We start from the raw sequence: 20252 nt of genomic DNA, 5'->3' as shown, positions 1-20252 counted from the left end.
CGTCCTTGTCTCCTCTCTGGTGTGGCGTCAATGCCATTCGGCGGGGGCTTCGAAGCTGGCCACCTCGGTGGCATCCACCTGCATGCGCCGGAAGCCGGCACGCTCCAGGCTGGTCACGGCGGCGGTGCAGGCCAGCGGCAGGCGGCAGTGCAGCGGCGTGCCGGCCAGCTCGCGGCGGGCGGCCAGCAGCAGGCGGGCGCCGTGGCCGCTGCCCTGCCACTGGGGATCGATAAAGAAGAAGCGCAGCTGCCAGGCCGCCTCCTCGTCGGGGCGGACCGCCAGCAGCATGCCCAGCGGCGGCCCCTCACCATGGCGAAAGGCGAGCAAGCGCCCCTGCCAGTGGGCGACGGCCTCGCCTTCCCGCTGTAGCCAGCGGCCGCGGTGGAGGGTGAACTCCAGGGCACGGCGCAGGGTGGCCAGGCGCGCCTCGTCGCGCAGCACCCAGGGGGCCTGCCCCTGGGCGTCGGCCCGGCGGGCCGACTCGAGAAAGGCCTCGATCTCCTCGGCCCGGGCGGCCACCAGGCCCCCGCCGGCGGCCCCGCGATGGGGCTCATGTGGTGACTCGTGAGCCGCCGCCGCGGTGTCGCGACCCAGCCAGCGCTTAAGCGTCGTCAGCATGGAGGCCTCCTTCGGCATAGAGGGCGGTGGGCAGGCGGAAGCCGGCGGCCAGCGGCCGGGTGAAGGGGTTGCGGCTGCCGTTGGCGTGCAGGCGGTAGCTCATGGTGCCGCCATCCACCTGGAAGCGCAGTTCCAGCTCGCGCTCGCCGGCCCCGGTGATCTGCGCCTGGTCGAGCAGTCGGAACCAGGCCCAGGCACCGCCGCGGGTCAGGCTGCGGGGCGAGCGATTGACCTGGCTGGGCACCAGGGTCACCCGGCTTTCGGTGTCGCCGCGCAGGGCGTTGGGCCAGATCATCGAGACCCGGTGGCTGCCGCTGTGGGCGTACTCGATCAGCTGGCCGTCGACGCTGATCACGCTGCGCCGCTTGTCGGGGCTGAGGCTCAGGGGCTCCAGGCTGAACTCCACGTCGAGGGCACCGTCGCGGCCGAAGTAGGCCTCGCGGATGCGCTCGCCCTGGCGCACGGCGGCGAGTACCCCGGGGCGGATCAGGGAGTTGCCCTCGGCATCCTCGAGCTGCTCCGGGGCGGCCTCGATAAAGGGTCGCAGGTTGTCCTGGTAGAAGCCGTCGAGGATGCCACCGGGGGCGAAGAAGGCCTCGAAGTCGCCCAGGGCCACCTCGCGGGAGGCGTCCCGGGCCAGCGGGTAACGGCCCGCCAGGCGCTCCCGGTAGGGGGCGACCACCTCGTCGAGCCACTGGTGCTCCATATGGCGGATGGCGCTGGTCATCAGCAGCCGCCAGCTCTGGTCGGCCAGGCTCTCGAGCATCGGTCCCACCGGGGCCGGGGTCTCCTCGGCCAGACGTCGCAGGGTGTGGATGGGGTCGCCGCCGCTCAGCACCAGGCGATCGCGGACGGTGACGAAGGCCGCGCGGCCCGGGTCGCTGGCGCCCTGGACCTGGCGCAGGTAGTCGCGCAGCTCGCCGACGGCGCCCTTGATCTCGGCCAGGTCGGCGGGGTTGTCGCCACGGGCCTCGAGCAGGCCGTTGAGGGGCACGAAGTGGCGTTCGATATCGCCGGCCAGGCGGTAGCGGGGCGAGCGCTCCAGGGCCTGACGGGCGGCCTCGTCGTCCACCGGCAGTTCCGGGTAGAGGCGGGTCTGCTGGGCCACTTCGCCGAGCAGCCGGTCCAGCGGTCGGCTGGCGCCGAGCAGGGTATCGGTGACCACCACCGCCTGGTGCAGGTCGGGCAGTGGCACCAGCTCGATGCGCTCCAGGGCCTCCCGCCAGGTGACGTGGTAGTCGCTGATGTAGCGCTCGCGCAGGGCGCCCTGCAGGCGGGCGCGGTCGGCCTCGCTGAAGTCGATGTCGTCACGCTGGCCGAGCACCCAGAGATCGACCAGGGCCAGCTCGGTGGCCTGGTCCAGCTCGTTCAGGAAGTAGCCCTCGAAGCCGCGCCGGGTCACCAGGCTGGGGATGCGCAGGGCGTCGTTGTCGTCGTCACGGGCCATGAAGACGGCGCTGAAGGCGGGCCCCACCCCCTGGCGCAGGTCCAGGGCCGCGCCGCTGCGCCGGTCGCTGCCGGCCTTGAGGGTGGCATAGACCCGTTCGTCCATGGGCAGCTCGGCGAGGGTGCGCTGGGCGGCCTGGAGGCTGCCCCCGAAGGGCGCCATGGCCAGCTGGGCCTCCGGGTCACCGGCGGCGGCATGACCCGCCAGGTCGGTATGGGCCAGGGCATAGTCCAGGTGATCGAGCAGGCGGCGCTGCACGCTGCCGCGCTGGGGGAAGTCGCCCTGCCAGCGCCGCGCCATGAAGTCGCGCACCCGCTGCGGCTGGCGGCCGCTGGCATCGGAGAGCATGCGCAGCTGGCGCAGCAGGGCCAGCTGCGCATTGCTGCCCGGCTCGGCGCGATTCATGTCGTCCATGATGCCGACCATCAGCGCCGGCAGGAAATAGTGCTCGAGCACGGCCCGGTAGGCGTCATCCACGGCACGGCCCACCTTGTGGCCCTGGTAGAGGCCCATATCGGCCAGCCAGGGCAGGTGGGTGCGGGTGTCGGCGAAGGCCAGGGTCGCCTCGCGCAGGCGGTCCAGGGGCTCCAGCAGCGCATAGCCGGTGGGGTCGTCGCTGCGCAGCTCGCGGGGCTGGGTGGCGAGGAACTCCTCGGCCTTCTCCTCCACCGCCGCCAGGGCCTGGGTGTTCTTCTGGTAGAAGTGGCTCCAGCCCCCCACCAGCACGGCGCCGCCGAACAGGCAGGCGAGCAGGCTGAGGCGCCGTACCTGGCGGCGGCGGCGGGCGGCCCGGGCATTGTCGCCGGCCAGCCCGGCCTCCGGGTAGATCACCCGCTCGAACAGCTCCTCGGTGAAGTAGAGGGCGCTGCGGGTGGCCCGGTGGGCGGGTTGCACCGCATCGCTCATGCCGTAGCGGCGGGCGGCGGCATCCACGAAGGGGTCCTCCGGCACGCCCTGCTGGTAGACCGAGGTGAAGTAGGTGCCGCGCACCATGGCGGCGGTGGAGAAGCGGTCGCTGGAGAGGGCCTCCTTGAGGAAGCCCAGCAGGACGTCGCGCAGCCCCGCCAGCTGGCGCACGAAGCGGAACACCGACTCGCGCTCCTCGCGATCGCGGCACTCGCTGAGCAGGGTCGGCAGGCTGCGGTTGAGACGCTCGAGCAGGCCGTCGAAGGCGTCGGCGAACTCCTCGGCCCAGCGGTCCGGGGTGTCGAGGCTGTCGGCGCTGAAGGTGAAGCCCAGGGGCGCGCGGCGCGCCTGGCGGGAGTAGTGGCGGAAGAAGTCGTCGAAGCCGTGCAGCAGGTCCATCTTGCTGAAGGTGACGTAGACCGGCAGGCGGGCGCCGTGGCGCTCCATCAGCTCGCGCAGGCGGGCCCGCAGCAGGGCGGCATAGGCCTTGCGCACCGCCACCCGGGCATCGCTGAGGCGCGCCAGGTCGAGGACCAGCACCACCCCGTCCAGGGGGCGGCGGGCGCGGTTGTGCTCCAGCCAGGCGACGAAGTGATCCCACAGGCGCTGTTGCAGCTCCACCGGTTCGCCGCTCTCCAGGGCGCCCTGGGTGAGCAGCTCGCCGTCCGGATCGATCAGCACCGCCTTGTCGCCGATCCACCAGTCGAAGCCGAAGCGGTTGCCCTTGCGATGGCCGGCGGCCTTCATCACCCGGGTCAGGGCGAACTCCTGGCCGGAGCGGTTGATCAGGCTGGTCTTGCCGGCGTTCTCGACCCCCATCACCAGGTACCAGGGCAGCCGGTAGCGGGCCCCGGGGCCGCCGCCGAGGCTATCCACCAGCTCCGCCAGGGTGGCGTCCAGGGTCTCTTCCTGGCGGCGTACCTCGCTGGCGATGGGGTCGTTCTGCAGGCGCTCGGCCTCCTGGCGTTCGGCGTCCAGCCGGCGCAGGCGGCGGGCCAGGCGGATCCCCCAGACCACCGCCAGCAGGGTGGCCAGGGCGAGGATCGCCAGCAGTCGATGCAGTCGTGGCCCCAGGGGGTAGCCGCCGCGCAGCTCCCAGAGCGGGCCCAGCCACCAGATCGCCGCGGCGGCGATCACCGCCAGCAGGCACCAGAGGGCGAAGGCGAGGCGACTCAGGCCCTTGGCCTGGTTGCCGCGCATCTTCGCCTGCTTTGCTCCGGCCTCGGCCCGGGCCATGCCGGGCACGAAGCGACTCAGCCTGGATTTCATGCTCTTCCACATGTGCCGTTAACCCTCGTCCCTGTCGATGTGCTTGGTGATGCCATTGGTCATTGCAGTGCCTCCTCGAGCCGCGCCAGCAGCGCCGGCTCCCAGGCTTCCAGGCCGATCTCGGCGATGCTCTGCTGGATGGCCCGATAGTGTTGGGTGGCCAGGGCGGCGAGCCCCGCCTCGCGCAGCAGGTCGGCGCTGGCCAGGCGCCAGTAGGCCGCGTCCCGGGGGGCCTGTGCCGCCGCCAGTCCCTGGTCGAGGCCGGCCAGGGCCGCTGCCAGGTCGCCCTCGGCGAGGCGCTCGCGGGCCTCGTCGAGGCCGGCCTGCCAGGGGTCGCCCCCGGCGCCGCCGGCCGCCATGGCCGGGGCGGCCGCCGGTTGCAGCCAGCGCCGGGTCTCGTCGTCGACGAAGGGGCTGCCGTCGTTGAAGCGCAGCCCCTCCAGGCCCGGCAGGCGGGCCACGAAGCGTGCCGCCTCGTCGCGAATCGCCTCGGCGCAGCGTGGATGGCCGAGGCGTTCCGCCAGGCCGGCGCTGAGGCGATGCCCCTCCAGCCAGTAGGGGCTCAGCGCGAGGCTGGTCTCGATGCGCCGCCACAGGGCGGTGTCGCCGCCGCGGGCCAGGGCCTCCCGGTAGTCGGCCGCCCGGTCCGCGGCGATGGGGGCCAGCTCGGTGCGGCCATCGTCCCGGGCGGCGGGCAGTGACTGGATCAGGCTCCAGACGGCATGGCGGCGCAGCCGGTAGCCCAGGGCCTCGTCGGGGACCTGGTCGTTGAGGAAGTCGGCCATGGCCAGTAGGGCCTGGCGGTTGCCACGCTCGTTGCCCGACTCCAGTCGCGCCTCGGGGGCCGCGGGGGCCGGGGCCGTCGCGGGTGGCGTCGTCCCGGCGCCGGCGGGCTTGGCCGCCTCGCCCTGATCGGCCGGCTGGCCGGGGGCCAGCCGCTCCAGCAGGCGCTGCAGCTCCTCCAGGGCGTCCAGCGGCAGCTCCCGGGCCGCGGCGGCGTCGTTCAGGGCGGCCAGGGCCGCCAGGGCGTCGTCGTGGTGCGAGGCCTGGCTAAAGCGCAGGCCTCCGGCGAGCTTGACCGCCCGCTGGGTGAACTGGGTGAACAGCTTGGGCCGGGCCCGGGCGCCACGGGGGCCGGCGTAGGGCGTGGCGCTCTCCCACCAGGCCGCCAGGCTACCGGCCAGCAGTTCCAGGGAGAGGGTGAAACGCCGCGGGCTGGCATCGTGCTGCAGGCAGTGCAGGAGGTGGCCGAGCACCCGCAGGTCCTTGCCCGCCTCGGCGAGCAGGCGGGCGGCCCGGGCCTCGGCGCCGGCCCAGTCCATCTCGCCGTGCTGCAGCGAGCCGATCTTCATCATCTCCTCGTCGAGCCAGGCGAAGTCGGCCAGCTCGTCCAGGGGTGGTGCCTCGGGGGCCGGCGCCAGGGGCGCCAGCAGGGGCTCGAGGTGGGTGCGGTCGGTGATTCGCATGCTCGGCTCCTTACCAGCGACAGGCATCGCGCAGGGGCTGGATCTGCTGGCGCAGGTCGCCCAGCTCGAAGCGCAGGCCGTCGAGGGGGGCCAGGTCGCTGGCCAGGGTCAGGGTCTCGCTATCCAGCAGCCGGCGCAGGGTGTCGATGGCGGGCAGGCCGCGTCCGCCGCTGACCACATGGCCGCCGTCGCGGATGCGCCAGGTCTGGGCCAGGTCGCCCCGGGCGCCGCCCAGGCGCAGCGCCGCCCGGGGGGCGTCGAGGGCCTCGGGCAGGTGCAGCTGGAAACGGGTGATCGACTCCTTGCAGCTGATCACCAGCACCGGACGCGGCGGGACGCTGCCCAGGGCCGGGGCGGTCAGCAGCACCTCGTCGTCGGCGATACCGGCGAGCAGGCCGAAGGCGTCGTCGTCGCGGCGTGCCTCCTGATCGAGCACCGCCTGCCACAGCGCCGGCAGCGCATCGTCGGCGGGGGCCGGGGCGTCCTGGAAGAGGGCGTCGTAGCAGCGCAGGCGGTCGAGCCGGGAGTCGAGGGTGGCGCACTGCCGGGCCTCGACCAGGCGCGCGGCCTCGTCGGCCTGGGCCGGCGACAGGGCCAGCCAGGCCAGGGGCAGGGCCAGCAGCAGGGGGGGGGTCGGCAGCCTCATGGGGTATCCAGCTCCAGCCGTTGGCATTTATGGGCCAGGGTGCGCTTGGGCAGCCCCAGGCTCTCGGCGGCCCGGGCGCGGTTGCCGTCGAAGCGGGCCAGCCGCTGGCGGATCAGGGTGGCCTCGAAGTGACGCATCGCCTGACGCAGGTCGTCGATGGCATAGAGGTCGAGTTCGTTGGCCGAGGCACGGGAGGCCGGCGCCAGGGTGCCGGCGTCGACGCCGGGCAGCGCCGAGGGGCCGATGTCCGCGCCGGGGCGGGTCATGGCGCAGGCGTAGTCGATCAGGTTCTTGAGCTCGCGCACGTTGCCGGGGTAGTCCCGCTCGCGCAGCAGGCGCAGGGCCGCGGAGGTGATGCCCATTTCCGGGCGTCCCTCCCGGGCGCAGAAGTCGGCGATAAAGGCCTCCACCAGCAGGGGAATGTCCTCGCGGCGCGCCGCCAGCGGCGGCAGCGCCAGGGGGAACTGGCCGAGCCGGTAGTAGAGGTCGGCGCGGAAACCGCGGTCGCGAATGCGCTCGCGCAGCGGCTGGTGGGTGGCGGCGATCAGCCGCAGGTCGGCCTGGCGCTCCTCGCCGGCGCCCAGGGGGCGGTAGCGGCCGCTCTCCAGGACCCGCAGCAGCTTGGCCTGGAGCGGCAGCGGCATGTCGCCGATCTCGTCGAGGAAGAGGGTGCCGCCGTCGGCCTGGCCGATCAGCCCGTCCCGGGCCTGGTCGGCGCCGGAGAAGGCGCCCTTGGTGTGGCCGAACAGCTCCGCCTCGAGCAGCGACTCGGGGATGGCGGCGCAGTTGATGGCCATGAAGGGGCCCTCGGCCCGCGCCGAGAGGCGATGGATCGCCCGGGCCACCCGGTCCTTGCCGGTGCCGGTCTCGCCCTGCAGCAGCACCGCCAGGTTGGTCTCGGCGGCGCGCACCACCCGGTCGCGCAGCGCCTGGCTGGCCGCGGAGGTGCCCAGCAGGTCCTCGCCGAGGCGCTCGGCCAGGGCGCGGCGCCGGGCCCCATCGCTGAGCTGGGTCAGGGAGTCGCGCAGCCGCGCCTGGCGGTCGCGCTCGTCCTGGTGGCGCGCCAGGCGCGCCCAGAGCCGGCACAGCAGGGCTTCGAAGGCGGCGAAGCCGGGATCGTCGAGCAGCGCCGCGAGGCGCTCGGGGGTGTCCGCCAGGGCCAGGGCGCCCAGCCACTCCCGGGCGCCGTCCTGGGCACGCAGCGGGCGGATCTCCAGGTGCCACTCATGGGAGAGTCCGGCCACCTGGGCCTGGAAGTCCGGGTGATCGAGACGCGAGCGGGCCTCGCCCAGGGCCAGGCGCAGCGGCTCGCCGCGGCGGATGGCATGGGCATAGGGGTGGCGGAAGTCGTCGCAGGCCAGGTGCCAGTCGGCGTCGTCGCCGGCCAGCCGGCGGCCGTTCTCCGCCAGGTAGAGGCAGTCGACCCAGGCCGTGGGCCGGCAATCGCCCAGCACTTCCCGGGCCCGGCGGCGCAGGGCCGGCGGGGCCTCGCTCTCCACCAGGGCCAGTGCCAGGGCCATGCCGTCCAGGCGGGTGACCTCCCGCTCCCGAGACGCCATGGCTCAGGCCACCTCCGCGGTGAAGCCACCGTCGGCATCGACGCCCAGCACCACCCGGGAGACCGGCTCCTGGCGGGCCAGGCGCTCGAGCAGGGCGCGGGAGAGCGGCGGCAGCAGCTCGCCGTCGATCACCGACTCCAGCATGCGCGCGCCGTTCTCGCTGCGGGTGGCCCGGGCGCGGATCGCCTGCGCCAGGGCCTCGTCCAGCACCACCTCGGCCTGGCGGTGGCGGGCGCCGAGGCGTGCGGCCAGGCTCGCCAGCTTGGCGCCGACGATGGCATCCAGGGTGGCGTCGTCCAGGGGGCGGTAGGGCACCACCTCCATGCGCGCCAGCAGGGCCGGGCGGAAGAAGTCCGCGAGTACCGGGTAGAGCGCCTCGTCCAGGGCCTCGGGGGCGTCGGCATGGGCGACGATGGCCTCGTAGCCGAGGTTGGAGGTGAGGAAGAAGAGCACGTTCTTGCAGTCGATCAGGCGCCCCTCGCCATCGGCCAGCTCGCCCTTGTCGAAGGCCTGGTAGAAGAGGTTGAGCACGTCCGGGTGGGCCTTCTCCACCTCGTCGAGGAGCACCACCGAGTAGGGGCGCTGGCGGATCGCCTCGGTGAGCAGGCCGCCCTCGCCGAAGCCCACGTAGCCGGGCGGCGAGCCGATCAGCCGCGACACCGTGTGCTTCTCCTGGTACTCGGACATGTTGATGGTGGTGAGGAACTGGCGGCCGCCGTAGAGCTGCTCGGCGATCTGCACCACCGTCTCGGTCTTGCCGACGCCGCTGGGGCCCACCAGCAGGAAGGCGCCCAGGGGGCGGCCGGGGCGGCGCAGGTCGGCGCGGGCGGTGAGCAGGTGGCGGTGGATGCGCTCGATGGCCACGCCCTGGCCCTGCACCTCGCGGCCCAGGTGCTCGGGCAGCTCGGTGAGGCGGGTCAGGGCGTCGCGGGTCATGCGTTCCACCGGGACGCCGGTCCAGTCGCCGATCACCTGGGCGATCTGGGCCTCCTCGACGCTGGCGTTGACCAGGGCGAACTCCCGCTGCAGGGCCTCCAGCTCGGCCTCGCGCTCGGCCAGCTCGGCGCGGGCCGCGCTGCGCTCCGCCTCCGGGGTGTCGTCCTCGAGCAGGCGGCGGTGCAGGGCGAGGATGGCGTCGACGCCCTGGCGCTGGGCCTCCCAGGCGGCCTCCAGGCTGGCCAGCTCGTCGTCGAGGCGGGCCAGCCGGGTGCTCAGCTCGTCGACCAGGGCGGCGTCCGGGGTGCGCCCCAGCAGTCGCTCGCGGTCGAGCTGGTCGCGCTCGCGCTGGGCCGCCAGGTGTTCGCTCTTGAGGTGGCTGAGGCGCCGCGGCGGGGTGTCCAGGGCCTGGGCCAGGCGGGTGCAGGCGGTGTCCAGGACGTCGATGGCCTTGTCGGGCAGCTGGCGGCCGGCCAGGTAGCGGGCCGAGAGCTCGGCGGCGGCGCGCAGGCCGCTGTCGCCGATCAGCACGCCGTGGGCGGCCTCGTAGGTGTCGCGCAGGCCGCGCAGGATCACCAGCGCCTGGGCGGTGCTGGGCTCGGCCAGGCTGACCGGCTGGAAGCGCCGCGACAGGGCGGGGTCCTTCTCGAAGTACTTCTTGTACTCGCGCCAGGTGGTGGCGGCGATGGTGCGCAGCTCGCCCCGGGCCAGGGCCGGCTTGAGCAGGTTGGCGGCGTCGCTGCCGCCCTCGGCGTTGCCGGCGCCGATCAGGGTGTGGGCCTCGTCGATAAACAGCAGGATGGGCCGTGGCGCGGCCTTGACCTCCTCGATCACCGCCTTGAGGCGCTTCTCGAACTCGCCCTTGACCGCGGCGCCGGCCTGCAGGGCGCCGATGTCCAGGGCCAGCAGCTCGACCCCGGCCAGGGCGCCGGGCACCCGGCCCTCGACGATGCGCGCGGCCAGGCCCTCCACCACGGCGCTCTTGCCGACCCCGGCGTCGCCGATGACGATGGGGTTGTTCTTGCGCCGGCGGCCGAGGATATCGAGCATCTGATCGATCTCGGGATCGCGGCCCAGCACCGGGTCGAGCTCGCCGCGCCGGGCCTGTTCGGTGAGCGAGCTGGCGAAGCGCGCCAGGGCGCTGTCGGGCTCGTCGCCCGGGGCCGCGCGGCGCGGGGCGGTCGCCGCCTCGGGGCTTGGCGCCTCGGCGGAGTCGGCGGTGAGGCGAGCGAAGTCGCGGCGCAGGGCCTCGCGGTTGATGTCGGCCAGCAGGGCGACGCCGCCGGACCCCAGGTAGCGGGGGGCGTTGTGCAGCAGGGCGGTGAAGATCATGCCGCTGCGCAGGCTGTCGTGGCGGAACTCGGTGGTGGCCAGCAGCCAGGCGTCCTGGAGCAGTTCCACCAGCAGCGGCGAGAAGCTCGGCGTGGTGACCCGCAGGTCCTGGGGGGGCCGGCTCTCCTCGGCGAGGCGGGCGCGCAGCTGGGCGGCGTCGATGCCCGCGGCCTCGAGCAGGCAGCGCAGGTCGCACAGCGGCTGGTCGATCAGCGCCTGCAACAGGTGCCCGGCGGTGACCTCCGGGGCCTGCTGTTCGGCGCACAGCACGGCGGCCTGTTCGAGGCCCTGGCGGGCGATGGCGTTGAGGCGGCCGATAAGGGCCGGAAGCTCTACCCTGAGCATGCTATCTCCTATCGAAAGATCTGATCGAGCAGGCCGGTGACCTGGAGGGCCTGCTGGTCCAGCGACCAGGCCAGGCCCGCGTAGGTGGCCACCATGGCGCCGGCGAAGAGGGTGAAGAGGGCCCACACCGGCAGGCCCTGGCCGCGGCGGCGGCCGCCGCCCATGACGTTGTCGAGGGGCCGGGTCAGCTCGTCCTCGGGGGGCGTCTCCAGGGAGGCCAGCAGGTCGCCGAGGGCGCGCACCACCTGCTCGTATTCGTCGCGGCCCTGGGGCATCACCTTGTAGCGACCCTCGAAGCCGAGGCACAGGCAGAGGTAGATGAAGGCCAGGATGTCCCGGTAGCGGCGCGGCTCCTGCTGCAGGCGGGCGAGGATCGAGAAGACCTTCTCGCCGCCCCAGGTCTCGTTGTGGAAGCGGGTCAGCAGGGAGTGCTCGGCCCAGACGCTCTGGCGCCCCCAGGGGGTGCCCATCACCGCCTCGTCGATGAAGGAGCAGAGCACGTAGCGGTAGGCCAGCAGGGTGGGGCGGTCGTAGCCCTGCTCGGTGAGTTCGATCTCGATGGCGGCGATCTCGTCCACCACCTGGCGGTAGAGGCGCTCGATATCGTCCAGGGCCTCCAGCTGGCGGACCCGCAGTACCATGCCCAGCAGGCCGCTGGCGGCATCCACCAGGGGGTTGAGGTTGTAGCCGCGCAGCCGGAACCAGAACGCCTCGTCGGCGTCCAGGTGTTCGGCGTGACTATGGATCAGGTGCTCGAGGCCGCGGTCGTCGATGCGATCCTCGTGGCGGCCGACCTCCGAAAATTCCGCGTCCTCGATGCCGTCGCGACGGCGCACTAGCTCGTTCATGGCTTAGCTCCTGATCGCCCAGAATTGCAGTTCCAGCCCCGGGAAGTCGCCGGCCACATGGAAGGCGAAACCGCTGGCGCCCTCCAGCATGCTCCAGGCCTGACCGCTGCGGTCGAGGCGGAAGTAGCTGTAGCCGGCATGGTAGGGCAGCTCCCGGGGGGCCACCGGCAGCGGTTCCAGGGGGATCCCCGGCAGCTGCAGGCTGATGAGGTCGCGGATGCGTTCGACGCTGGCCACCTTGGTCTGCTGCAGGAACAGCTTGCGCAGGCGCTCGTGGGGCAGGTCGGCGCGCACCGCGAGGATGAAGTCGGCGTTCTCGATCAGGCCGGGGTCGGCCAGCGGCGCCACCAGCAGGCCGTAGCGGCGGGCCTGCAGCTGGATGGCCATGGCGCGCGGTTCCAGCACCGTGGAGAGGGCCTGGCGCAGGCTCTGCATCAGCGGCCGGAAGGCGCGCTCCGGGTGGTCGTGATCGTAGGCCGGGAACTCCGGCGGCAGCCGCGATTCGTCGGTGAAGGTGACCAGCTCGCTGGCGGTCTCCAGCATCTCGGCGTAGAGGCGCTCCGGGTGCAGCCGGCCGAGGCGCGCCAGGTGGGCGAAGCGCGGCTGAGCACGGTTGAGCTGCTGGAGCAGCATGAAGTCGGCCACGTCCGCCACGCCGCTCTGCTGGGGCGAGGCGAGGCGCTGGGCGATATTGCGGGCGCGCTCGCGCATCAGCCCGGCCATCTCGCCGAGGAAGCGCCCCAGGCGGGGAGCCGCCTGGACATTGAGCAGGGTGGGCAGGAACTGCTCGTCGAGCACCAGGCTGCCGTCGGGGCGGCGTTCGTGGATGCGCGCCACCGCCAGGCAGGCGTAGGCACTGCGGTCCTCGTTCTCGAGCAGCAGCCGGGGGGCCACCCGGGCCAGTTCCAGGTCGGTGGTGTCGCCGTCCCGGGAGTGCAGGTCGCGCACCCCGCGGGGCTCCAGGCGATAGCGGGCCGGCAGGTCGTCGCCGGGCCAGCGCACCTCGGCCACCGCATCGGTGGCCAGGGGCAGACCCAGGTAGACCACCTGGTTGGCGATGGCGGCGTCGTCGATCTCCAGGGGCCGGGGCTCGATATCGTCGTCGGGCAGGCGGAAGGCGGTGCCGTCCGGCATGACCCCGCTGGCACGACTCAGGGCGACGCGCCCGAAGCTCAGGTACTCGGCATTGAGCTCCAGGGAGAGGAAGCCGTAGAGGTGCTGGCCGATACCCTCCAGGCGGGCATCGATCAGCCCCTCCAGGCTGCGCTGTTGCTGCTGGAAGTGCTGGGGCTTGATAAAGAGCCCCTCGCTCCAGACCACACGATTGCGACTGGCCATCAGCCTTCCTTCCTCAGTTCGGCCTCATGGGCGCGCAGGTGGACCAGCAGGTGGTGGTGCTCGCCGCGGGCGCGCACCCGCACCACCTTCTTCCACTCGGCCTGCTCGGTGTCGCCGTAGAAGGCGATGATGCCCAGGTAGCGGGTCTCGGGATCCACCTCGAAGGGCTCGTAGAACTTCCACTGGCCGGGCAGCAGGGTGAAGTCGTCGTGGCTCAGGTAGTTGGTGCCCAGGGCCTCCTCCAGGTCGTCGCGCAGCTGGCCGAGGTCCGCGGCCATCAGCATGGAGTCGTCCTTGAGCTGGAGAACCTGGAAGCGCAGCGGCGTGCCCTCGCCCTCCCGGTTGGGGTTGACGTCGGGCTCGGCGATCATCGCCAGGTCGATCAGGGTCGGCCGGTCCTCGGGGTAGCCCACCGGGATCGAGGGGTCGCGCACCACCTGCCAGGTCTTGCCGGCGGCTTCCCGGGTCGAGGCACAGCCGCCGAGCAGGCCGGCGATCAGCAGCAGGGCGAGGCCGGAGGCGAGCAGTCGTTTCATGCGTCCTCCCGCTGCTGGCGACGTACCGAGTGGTCATAGGCCTGCTCGAAGACTTCCCAGAACAGCTTCTGGAAGCCCTGCTGACGCCCGGAGTTGAGCTCCCGGTAGTAGTGGCGGTACATCTCCCAGGCCCAGCCGCCCTCGTCCTCGAGGCGGTGGCCGGCACCGCGGTAGGCGTGGAAGCGGCGCAGCAGCGCCTCGGGGGCGAAGGCATCGAGGATGGCGCCGAGGGCCTGCTCGATGGCTTCCTCCACGGCCTGCTGGTGCTGCCCCTGGTGGGTCAGGCACTCGGCCACGGCGGCCGGCGGCGAGAGGTGCACCGGGCTGCGATCGGCGGCGAACAGGGTGGTGAGGGTCTCCGGGTAGGCCTGGCCCAGGCGCAGGGGGTTGTCCTCGATGGGTTGCAGGCGGCGGTCGCGCAGCGGGTAGCGGCTGTCGTCCTGGGCGCGCTGCAGGGCCATCAGTCCCTCCAGGGCGGCGCGCAGGGTCTGGCCCGCCTCGGCCAGGAAGGCCTGCTGCTCCTCGCTGTCACGCAGCGGCAGCTCCGCCCCCAGGCCGCGCAGCAGCGGGTCGGCACCCACGTGGCCGGTGGCGCCGGCCTGGGGCTTGTGCCAGCGCTCCTCGAGCTGCTCGCCCACCGAGCGCTCCAGGTCATTCAGTAGCCGTTCATCCATGATCAGGTCCTCGTTGGTGCGAATCGTCGGCATGTCCACGGCCGTGGCGTGCCGCGGCGGGTGGCCCCGGCCGTCGCCATGGGGCGTGGCCAGGAGGTCGTCATCGGTGGTCAGGGCCTCGGCGGCCTCGGGCTCGGTGAGGGCCAGCATGGGGTCCTGCTGGCCGGCGCCGGGACTGACGCCGCCCAGGGCCTCCAGGGGATCCTCCTGCTGCAGGCCGCGGCTCGCCTGGCTCCCCAGCGGGACCTGGGTGGCCGGCAGACCGTCGTGCTCGAGGGCCTCGGGCTCCTCGTCGATCAGTTGGGTCAGCGGCTGGCTGCCCGGGGTGCCCTGCTGGCGATCGCCCAGGTGCACCCGCAGGCAGTAGTCGCCGAGGCGCAGTTCGTCGCCGTCGCGCAGGGCGGCGCGGCGGCCGCGCCCCAGGGGCAGGGTGGCCTGGTTGACGAAGGTGTGACCGCTGCGATCGATCAGGCAGAAGCGGCCGTCGATGCGGCGGATCTCGGCGTGCCCCGGGCGAATGCGCCCGGCATGATCCTGCAGCAGCCAGTCGTCGCCGCCGCCGCTGCCGAGGGTGCCACCGGCGTCGCCGAACACATGGCTGCTGGTGGAGCGCCCCTCCAGGCGTTCGCTGTTGGTGACCACCAGGGTGATGGCGTCGTGATGGGGGGAGGCGTGCATGGGCATTACCCTGTCATCTGAATGCGGACCCGGCGGCGCCGACTGGCGCCCTGGGCGTCGGGGTTGACGAAGGTGGTCCAGCCGAGCTGGCTGCTGCCGGCCTCGCCGAGGCGCATGGGCTTGACGGCGCTCTCCAGCAGCTCGAGCTCCAGGTCGTAGGCCAGGGGCTCGCGCAGCACGAAGGCCATCAGGGTCTTGAGGGCGGCGTGCTCGTGGCCATCGGGCAGGAAGTCGCGGAAGCGCGCCAGGCTGAGGCCGCGCAGGCAGAGGGCGAACTTGCCCCCCACGTCGGCGACCCGCTCGCCGATGCTCATGTCCTGTCCCAGGGTCATGCCGGCGAGGCCGGTGCGGCTGCGCTGGTCTTCGGGGATCGCCACCCAGCGCTGCACCCACTGCTCGATCTCCACCTCGTCCAGGTCGAAGCAGTGGGAGACGATGCTGCTGACCACTTCCGGTGAGCGGGAGCGCCCGGCCAGCAGGCCGGCGTAGGCCAGCATCTTGCTCCAGTTGATGGGCGTCTCGCCGCGCAGGTCGTCGTCGGCCAGGCCCACCAGGGCGAAGATCGCCGCCGAGAAGCCGTCGCTGGCGTTGTCCTGGTAGCGGACATAGTGGCGGTACTTGCGCCAGGCCCGGTGCATCAGGGTCAGCAGGCGGTGGTTGAAGAAGTCGAGGAAGTCGCCGGCGGTGCCCTCGCGGTGGGCACGGCCGTGGGCCAGGGCTTCCAGGTAGTAGCCGGGCAGCGGCGACTGGGTGCCCTGCAGGCCGAAGAAGCTGACCTCCAGGGCATAGCCGTCGCCGGGGCGCGGCGCCAGCTCGACCACGTCGCTGCCGGGGAAACCCAGGGAGGCCGAGGCGTGGAAGCGCAGGCGTTCACGCCCCGGCGCCTCCTGGGCCGCCTCGAGGTCATCCCCGTGGTAGCGGTGCAGGAGTTCGACGAGCTGGAAGAAGTCGTAGCGCCGGGCCCCGTCGAGCAGGGGCCGGAGCGCTACATCAGGGGCTGCTGGCCCGGCCGCAAGGTCCATGCGTAGCGCTCTCGGTTGTGACGGTTGATGACATGCAACTCGTGGAAGGAGTTGATGCTGGCGTACAGGGAGAAGAAGTGGGACAGCACGCTGCCGAACAGGTAGAGGCTGCCCTCGTCGCCGAAGGCCGACTGCTCCAGGGTCATGGTCGAGCGCAGGCCGCGCACCGGCAGGCCGCGCTCCAGGCGGTCGATGGGCCGGGTCTCGATGGCGGCGATGCCGGCCAGGCGCTGCTGGGAGACCCGCTCCGCCTGGCGGTCGACCAGGGCGCGGAAGTCGTAGGCGCGCAGCACCGAGCAGAGGGCGTCGCGCTCCAGCAGCGACAGGTAGTTGAGCGACAGGTTGGAGATCAGCGTCCACAGCAGGCTGCCGTCCAGGGTCGGGCGCAGGGTCGGCGTCGGCCGGGTCAGGTTGCGGAAATCGGCATAGGCCGGGCTCGACTCGGTGGGGACGCAGATATCGCCCACCGTGAGTCGCTCCGGCAGGGCCCGGTTGCTGCAGGTGAGGCGCAGCGACAGGGTCTCGCGCAGCCCCAGGCAGGCCCGTTCGTCGCCGCGCACGAAGGCGATGTCATGGTCGAAGCCGTCGCCGCGCAGGCTGTCGCGGACCCGCACCCGGTAATAGAGGGACTCCCGCTGGCGGTCGCGTTCGATCTGGTGCTGGAAGCTCTCGAAGGGCACATAGTCCCGGGGCTTGCCGCGAATCTTGCCGGACGCGCTCTCCAGCCAGCCCTGCACCGCATCGACGCTGAACACCTCGTAGTGATCGGGGTGGCGGCTGCTGGGGTGGATGCGGTATTCGCTGCGTTCGCCGCTCAGGTCGATGGGGTCGGCGTCGTGGGCGAAGAGGTTGATGGCCGGGGTGCAGTAGAGCGCCAGGTGCTCGTCGTGCACCTTGGCGTCCGCCGGCAGGGTCCGCGAGAAGACGAAACGCAGGGTCAGGCGCCGGGCCTGGCGCGGCGGCAGCCGGCGTCCCAGACCCTCGAGCTCCACGAACTGGAAGGCCTCGGGGAAGCACAGGTACTCCTGGAGGATGCGGTAGCCCTGGTGGACATTGCGCGGGTAGGGCAGCAGGGCATGCTCGCGCTCGAAGCCCACCGGCTTGAGGGTGGTGGCCGGCAGGCGCTGGGTATCGCCATCCACCTCCAGTTCGATGCGCGCCAGGTAGTGGTTGAGCCACAGGTAGAGGGTGCGGGCGGTATAGCCGTCGCCGCCCAGGTGCAGGCGCAGCGCCTCGATGCCCAGTTCGTCCAGGGGCTGGTCGCTGTGCACGTCGAGGGCCAGCTCGACGATGGAGGCCTCCCGGGAATGCTGGGCGGTGACCCCGGCGTGTTCCAGGGGGTAGAGCACCACCTCGTGGCAGGTATGGAAGCGGCAGGGGGTGCCGTCCACCGGCCGGCTGGCCAGGGCGGTGCCCGCGGCGATGCGCTGGCTGGCGCTCAGCGCATGCCAGATCGGCTGGAACTGGACCAGGGTCATGCTGGGCACCGGACGCAGGTAGTTGGGCCACAGCATGTTGATCAGCGAGTGGGTCAGCTCCGGGAACTCGTCTTCCACCTTCTCGCGCATGCGCCCGGTGAGGAAGGCGAAGCCTTCGAGCAGCCGTTCCACGTCCGGGTCGGTGCTGCGCTCGGAGAGGAAGCGGCTCAGGCCGGGGTTGGCTTCGGCGAAGTCCCGCCCCTGGCGTCTCAGGAAATTGAGCTCATCCCGGTAATAGCGATTGAGCATACGGACCTCGCCGCGGTGGTGGTCAGTTCAGGCACTGGTAGCGCTTGTCGTTGAGCAGCAGGTCGATGGTGGCCTCCGCCTGGTCGGCACCCAGGTCCAGGGTGGCGTGCACCTGGAAACGCAACTGCAACGGTGCGCCGGTATTGGGCAGCGACTCCACTTCGGCGCGACGGATGCGCGGCTCGAAGCGCTCGATGCACTGACGGATGGCGCGCTGGACGTTGAGCTCCAGGTCCAGCACGCCGATGGTGGCATCGTTGAAGTCGAGCAGGCCCAGCTCCGGGGCGGATTCGCTGTGCCCCGGATGGCTGTTGAGCAGATCGACCAGGTGGCGCTTGACCGACTCCACCGTTTCGAGGGCGGAGTCGGTGCCCGGGGCCTCATGGGGCGCCATCAGGCGCTCGAAGAGCCGTCCGCGGGGCCGGCCATCACGATGATGCGTCATGGCTCGGGGGCCCTCACTCCTTGTCGAGGCGACCCACCAGCGACAGCTCGAAGTTGGCGCCCATGTACTTGAAGTGCGGGCGCACCGCCAGGGAGACCTGGTACCAGCCCGGGTCGCCTTCCACGTCGGAGACCTGGATGGAGGCGGCGCGCAGCGGGCGGCGGCTGCGCACGTCGGCGGGCGGGTTCTCCTGGTCGGCCACGTACTGGCGAATCCAGGCGTTGAGCTCACGCTCCAGGTCCTGGCGCTCTTTCCAGGAGCCGATCTGTTCGCGCTGCAGCACCTTGATGTAGTGGGCGAGGCGGTTGACGATGAACATGTAGGGCAGTTGGGTGCCGAGCTTGAAGTTGGTCTCGGCGGCCTTGCCCTCGGCGGTGTTGGGGAAGGTCTTGGGCTTCTGCACCGAATTGGCGGAGAAGAAGGCGGCGTTGTCGCTGCCCTTGCGCATGGTCAGCGAGATGAAGCCCTCTTCGGCCATTTCGAACTCGCGGCGGTCGGTGACCAGCACCTCGGTGGGGATCTTGGCCTGCAGCTGGCCCATGGCCTCGTAGGTGTGCACCGGCAGGTTCTCCACGGCGCCGCCGCTCTGGGGGCCGATGATGTTCGGGCACCAGCGGTACTTGGCGAAGCTGTCGTTGAGGCGTTCGGCCAGCAGGTAGGCGGTGTTGCCCCACAGGTAGTGCTCGTGGCTCTCGCTGACCGTCTCCCGGTAGTTGAAGCTCTTGACCGGGTTCTCCACCGGGTCATAGGGCATGCGCAGCAGGAAGCGCGGCGCGGTCAGGCCCAGGTAGCGGGCATCGTCGGACTCCCGCAGGCTGCGCCAGCGGGCGTACTTGGGCCCCTCGAAGATCGCCTTGAAGTCCTTGATGTTCGGCAGCTCCTCGAAGCTGTCGATACCGAAGAAGCTGGGCGCCACCGAGGAGAGGAAGGGGGCATGGGCCATGGCGCCAACGGCGGCGGTGTACTGCAGCAGCTTGATGTCCGGCGTCGAGGGCGAAAAGTCGTAGTTGCCGATGATGGAGGCCACCGGCTCGCCGCCGAACTGGCCGTAGCCCGCGGCATAGACGTGCTGGTAGAGGCCGCTCTGGCTCAGCTCCGGAGCGAACTCGAAGTCCTCCAGCAGCTCCTCCTTGGTGGCATGCAGGACATCGAGCTTGATGTTCTCGCGGAAGTCGGTGCGATCCACCAGCAGCTTGAGGCCGCGCCAGGAGGATTCCAGGCGCTGGAACTCCGCATGGTGGAGGACCTCGTCCACCTGCTGGCCGATCTTGCGGTCCAGCTCGACGATCATGCGATCGACCACCGCCTTGTTGACCTGGGGGGTGCCGTCGTCGCTGCGCAGGAGTTCGCCGATAAAGGCGGCGACGCCCTGCTTGGCGATGTCGTAGCCGTCGTCGGCGGGAGCCATGCGGGTCTGGGCCATTACCTGGTCGAGGAGGCTCTCCTCGGTCTGGGTCTGGGTCTCGGTCGCCTGTTGCTGCTGTTGTGCCGTGTCGGTCATGAGCGTGCCTCGGTTCCGTTGCCGTGCGATGGGTTAGGCGTTGTCGTCGCGGGTCTCGAGCAGATCCAGCTCGGCCAGCAGCTGTTGACGCGCTTCGTCGCTCTCCAGCAGGCGCTGCAGGCGGTCGCGGAAGGCGGGGACATTGCCCAGCGGCCCCTTGAGGGCCACCAGGGCCTCGCGCAGCTCCACCAGCTTGCGCAGTTCGGGGACCTGGCGGGCGACGCTATCGGGGGCGAAGTCCGCGAGGGACTGGAAGGCCAGCTCCACCGGCAGGTCGGTGGGCTCGTCGCCCTCTTCGAGGCGGTTGGGCACGCTGGTCTGCAGCGTCAGGCCGGCCTCGCGCATCACCGACTGGAAGTTGTTCTTGTCCACCGAGACGGCGCTGCGCTCCTCGATGGGGGCCTCTTCCGGGCCGCCCTTGAAGTCGCCGACGATCAGCAGCTTCTGGGGCAGCTCGGTTTCGGCCTGCTGGTCGCCGGTGGCCGGCACATACTTGATATTGATCCGTTCCTTCGGTGCGACGGTGCCATCTTTGGCCATGATCAATCTCCCTGACGAACCTGGTGCGTCTATCCGTGATTTGTGGTTTGCAGCAACTACGAGATGGCTCCGAGTATGGGTGGAGCCAATTATCATAATGAGGTCGGCGACAGAGACGCGCTGATATAAGCGGCGCCGCATGACCTTTAATAAAGGGGTGGAATCGTTCTCAGGTGCGCGATGATAGCAACATTGTCCCGCTCTTGCAGGCGGGGGAACGGCCCCGGTGGACAGGGTTTCAAATGGTAAAAAATCGAAAAATATGCTGTAGATTCATGACTTTTCGGGATTATTTCTGGGGTGTCGCGATTGAGGGATGCGCTGACGGGGAGGGCTGTGTCTCCTGAATTCAACCAATAAGCGCAGCACCTGATGTGTCCAGTGCTCCTGAATACTCGCCCAGAAATACCAGGGCGGGT

The 20252-nt window shown here is 71.4% G+C and carries 15 protein-coding genes; all 15 read right to left on the bottom strand.

All coding sequences use genetic code 11. The features are described from left to right. Window positions 1–27: 27 nt before the first annotated feature. From IHD13_RS16120 to tssB, 15 genes are read right to left on the bottom strand one after another with little or no spacing between them, the layout of a single operon-like run. Complete coding sequence (locus IHD13_RS16120) at window positions 28–618, bottom strand: GNAT family N-acetyltransferase (protein WP_195862060.1); 591 nt, start codon at window positions 616–618, stop codon at window positions 28–30. Then, window positions 602–4240 carry a type VI secretion system membrane subunit TssM gene (gene tssM, locus IHD13_RS16115; RefSeq protein ID WP_230086379.1) on the bottom strand — a complete coding sequence of 1213 codons (3639 nt, stop codon included), beginning with the start codon at window positions 4238–4240 and terminating at the stop codon, window positions 602–604. Before tssM ends, IHD13_RS16120 begins: the two co-directional genes overlap by 17 nt. Before the next feature lie 59 nt (window positions 4241–4299). Continuing rightward, a complete protein-coding gene (tssA, locus tag IHD13_RS16110; RefSeq protein ID WP_195862058.1) occupies window positions 4300–5706 on the bottom strand; it encodes a type VI secretion system protein TssA in 1407 nt (468 codons plus the stop codon). A 10-nt stretch (window positions 5707–5716) separates the two neighbouring features. Then, complete coding sequence (vasI, locus tag IHD13_RS16105; protein ID WP_195862057.1) at window positions 5717–6352, bottom strand: type VI secretion system-associated protein VasI; 636 nt, start codon at window positions 6350–6352, stop codon at window positions 5717–5719. Continuing rightward, window positions 6349–7911 (bottom strand): sigma-54 interaction domain-containing protein, encoded by a 1563-nt coding sequence (locus tag IHD13_RS16100; protein WP_195862056.1) that lies wholly within the window; start codon window positions 7909–7911, stop codon window positions 6349–6351. Before IHD13_RS16100 ends, vasI begins: the two co-directional genes overlap by 4 nt. A gap of 3 nt (window positions 7912–7914) precedes the next feature. After that, on the bottom strand, window positions 7915–10524 hold the full coding sequence (tssH, locus tag IHD13_RS16095) for a type VI secretion system ATPase TssH (RefSeq protein WP_195862055.1): 2610 nt from the start codon (window positions 10522–10524) through the stop codon (window positions 7915–7917). 8 nt (window positions 10525–10532) lie between these two features. After that, window positions 10533–11372 carry a type IVB secretion system protein IcmH/DotU gene (gene icmH / locus IHD13_RS16090; RefSeq protein ID WP_195862054.1) on the bottom strand — a complete coding sequence of 280 codons (840 nt, stop codon included), beginning with the start codon at window positions 11370–11372 and terminating at the stop codon, window positions 10533–10535. 3 nt (window positions 11373–11375) lie between these two features. Then, entirely contained in the window at window positions 11376–12710 is a 1335-nt protein-coding gene (gene tssK, locus IHD13_RS16085) for a type VI secretion system baseplate subunit TssK (RefSeq protein WP_195862053.1), read from the bottom strand. Further along, a complete protein-coding gene (gene tssJ, locus IHD13_RS16080; protein WP_195862052.1) occupies window positions 12710–13246 on the bottom strand; it encodes a type VI secretion system lipoprotein TssJ in 537 nt (178 codons plus the stop codon). Before tssJ ends, tssK begins: the two co-directional genes overlap by 1 nt. Beyond that, window positions 13243–14598 carry a type VI secretion system-associated FHA domain protein TagH gene (gene tagH, locus IHD13_RS16075; protein ID WP_195862051.1) on the bottom strand — a complete coding sequence of 452 codons (1356 nt, stop codon included), beginning with the start codon at window positions 14596–14598 and terminating at the stop codon, window positions 13243–13245. Before tagH ends, tssJ begins: the two co-directional genes overlap by 4 nt. Window positions 14599–14603: 5 nt before the next feature. Continuing rightward, complete coding sequence (gene tssG, locus IHD13_RS16070) at window positions 14604–15620, bottom strand: type VI secretion system baseplate subunit TssG (protein ID WP_195862050.1); 1017 nt, start codon at window positions 15618–15620, stop codon at window positions 14604–14606. After that, complete coding sequence (gene tssF, locus IHD13_RS16065) at window positions 15584–17347, bottom strand: type VI secretion system baseplate subunit TssF (protein ID WP_195862049.1); 1764 nt, start codon at window positions 17345–17347, stop codon at window positions 15584–15586. The genes tssG and tssF overlap by 37 nt, the downstream gene beginning before the upstream one ends. A 22-nt stretch (window positions 17348–17369) precedes the next feature. After that, window positions 17370–17792, bottom strand: a complete 423-nt coding sequence (tssE, locus tag IHD13_RS16060; protein ID WP_195862048.1) for a type VI secretion system baseplate subunit TssE — start codon at window positions 17790–17792, stop codon at window positions 17370–17372. A gap of 13 nt (window positions 17793–17805) precedes the next feature. Continuing rightward, window positions 17806–19293, bottom strand: a complete 1488-nt coding sequence (gene tssC / locus IHD13_RS16055; protein WP_195862047.1) for a type VI secretion system contractile sheath large subunit — start codon at window positions 19291–19293, stop codon at window positions 17806–17808. Window positions 19294–19326: 33 nt separating this feature from the next. Beyond that, entirely contained in the window at window positions 19327–19833 is a 507-nt protein-coding gene (tssB, locus tag IHD13_RS16050) for a type VI secretion system contractile sheath small subunit (RefSeq protein ID WP_195862046.1), read from the bottom strand. Between the last annotated feature and the right edge of the window lie 419 nt (window positions 19834–20252).

Origin of the sequence: Halomonas sp. 328 (genome assembly GCF_015645095.1) — a bacterium.
Lineage (GTDB): Bacteria > Pseudomonadota > Gammaproteobacteria > Pseudomonadales > Halomonadaceae > Bisbaumannia.
Note: the sequence above shows the minus strand (reverse complement) of the source record. Positions and strands in the feature narration are given on the sequence as shown.

Coding starts and splice junctions, on each gene's coding strand:
- IHD13_RS16120 (WP_195862060.1), bottom strand. CDS start 618: ATGCTGACGACGCTTAAGCGCTGGCTGGGTCGCGACACCGCGGCGGCG.
- tssM (WP_230086379.1), bottom strand. CDS start 4,240: ATGAAATCCAGGCTGAGTCGCTTCGTGCCCGGCATGGCCCGGGCCGAG.
- tssA (WP_195862058.1), bottom strand. CDS start 5,706: ATGCGAATCACCGACCGCACCCACCTCGAGCCCCTGCTGGCGCCCCTG.
- vasI (WP_195862057.1), bottom strand. CDS start 6,352: ATGAGGCTGCCGACCCCCCCCCTGCTGCTGGCCCTGCCCCTGGCCTGG.
- IHD13_RS16100 (WP_195862056.1), bottom strand. CDS start 7,911: ATGGCGTCTCGGGAGCGGGAGGTCACCCGCCTGGACGGCATGGCCCTG.
- tssH (WP_195862055.1), bottom strand. CDS start 10,524: ATGCTCAGGGTAGAGCTTCCGGCCCTTATCGGCCGCCTCAACGCCATC.
- icmH (WP_195862054.1), bottom strand. CDS start 11,372: ATGAACGAGCTAGTGCGCCGTCGCGACGGCATCGAGGACGCGGAATTT.
- tssK (WP_195862053.1), bottom strand. CDS start 12,710: ATGGCCAGTCGCAATCGTGTGGTCTGGAGCGAGGGGCTCTTTATCAAG.
- tssJ (WP_195862052.1), bottom strand. CDS start 13,246: ATGAAACGACTGCTCGCCTCCGGCCTCGCCCTGCTGCTGATCGCCGGC.
- tagH (WP_195862051.1), bottom strand. CDS start 14,598: ATGCACGCCTCCCCCCATCACGACGCCATCACCCTGGTGGTCACCAAC.
- tssG (WP_195862050.1), bottom strand. CDS start 15,620: ATGGACCTTGCGGCCGGGCCAGCAGCCCCTGATGTAGCGCTCCGGCCC.
- tssF (WP_195862049.1), bottom strand. CDS start 17,347: ATGCTCAATCGCTATTACCGGGATGAGCTCAATTTCCTGAGACGCCAG.
- tssE (WP_195862048.1), bottom strand. CDS start 17,792: ATGACGCATCATCGTGATGGCCGGCCCCGCGGACGGCTCTTCGAGCGC.
- tssC (WP_195862047.1), bottom strand. CDS start 19,293: ATGACCGACACGGCACAACAGCAGCAACAGGCGACCGAGACCCAGACC.
- tssB (WP_195862046.1), bottom strand. CDS start 19,833: ATGGCCAAAGATGGCACCGTCGCACCGAAGGAACGGATCAATATCAAG.